Origin of the sequence: Streptomyces sp. NPDC059564 (genome assembly GCF_042735575.1) — a bacterium.
Classification (GTDB): Bacteria; Actinomycetota; Actinomycetes; order Streptomycetales; family Streptomycetaceae; genus Streptomyces.
Window position 1 is genome coordinate 1 of sequence record NZ_JBHWBP010000724.1, and the last position, 1080, is coordinate 1080.

Here is a 1080-nt window from a genome sequence, read left to right on the forward strand (position 1 = left end):
GAGACCCCGCACAGCAGCAACGCGGCGGCCGTGGGCCAGCGCAGCCGGTGGCGCAGCGCACCTGCGTCCCGGAGCGGAGCGGACGCCGGTGCGCGGACGGGCGCCGGGGACGGGGCCGCGGGGACGGGCCGGCGCAGCGGGGGCGGCGCCGGAGCCGGGGCGGGCCGGGCGGGCCGGACCGCGGCGGGGGCTCCGGCGGGCTCTGCGCCGGGGGCCGCTTCGGGGGCTGCTTCGAGTGCGCCGTGCGGCGCTCCCCCGGGGCCGAGGATGCTGGCCAGCAGGGCCACGTCCTCGATGGGCCGGCCGACGGCCGCCGCGCGCAGGGTGATGTCGGCCTCGGCCTCCTCCTGCGGCTGCTCGGCCAGCAGGGCGACCATCCGCCGGACGTCGTGGACGGGGCGGGCGACGGCGGCCGCGCGCAGCGCGTCGTGTCCGGGGTCGGTGTGTCCGCCGGTCCGCTTGAGCAGGCTCACCAGGGCGGTGACCTCCTCGACGGGACGGCAGGTGGCGGCCGTCTCCAGCAGCGTTCGTATCGGCTCGTTGTGGGGGTCGTGGCCCGGCAGGTCCGGGGCGGTGGCGGGCATGGGGGCGGTGGCGGGCATGGGGGTGGGGGCGGGTTCCGGGGTGGGGTCCGGGTCGGGGGGAGGACCGTCGCGTTCGTCGTGTTCCTTCGCCGCGAGGGTGCTGGGGTCATTCATGGAAAGCTCCGTTCGCCGACACGCGGGTCTACACGTCGCGCGCCGGTCATCGTGCGTCATGGGAAGCGCACGCTTGGTAACATTCAGCGGCATCCGCCCGCGCTGCGCCATTCGGGGCGGGCAAACGGGTCTCTCCCCGGGCCGTACGGGGGCGCCGTCCGGACACGCGCCGGCCGGCACGGGCCGAGGACCCCGGGCCGGGCACAGTGGGCCGGGTCCCGTCGCTCAGGAGGGTGCCGCCGTGCCCGATCCCCGCTCCGCCCGCCACCGAGGCTCCGGCCGGAAGCCGGGCGCGCTGCTGTCCGCGGCGCTCCTGCTCTGCGCCGCCGGGTGGGGCCCGCCCGCCGCCGGAGCCGCGGGCGTCCCGGCCGGCGGGAGCGCG

1 pseudogene is annotated in these 1080 nt (G+C 79.3%); it reads right to left on the reverse strand.

What is annotated here, in order from left to right:
- A pseudogene (locus ACFV0Q_RS41950) lies at positions 1–698 on the reverse strand (hypothetical protein); the annotation flags it as partial.
- Positions 699–1080 lie beyond the last annotated feature (382 nt).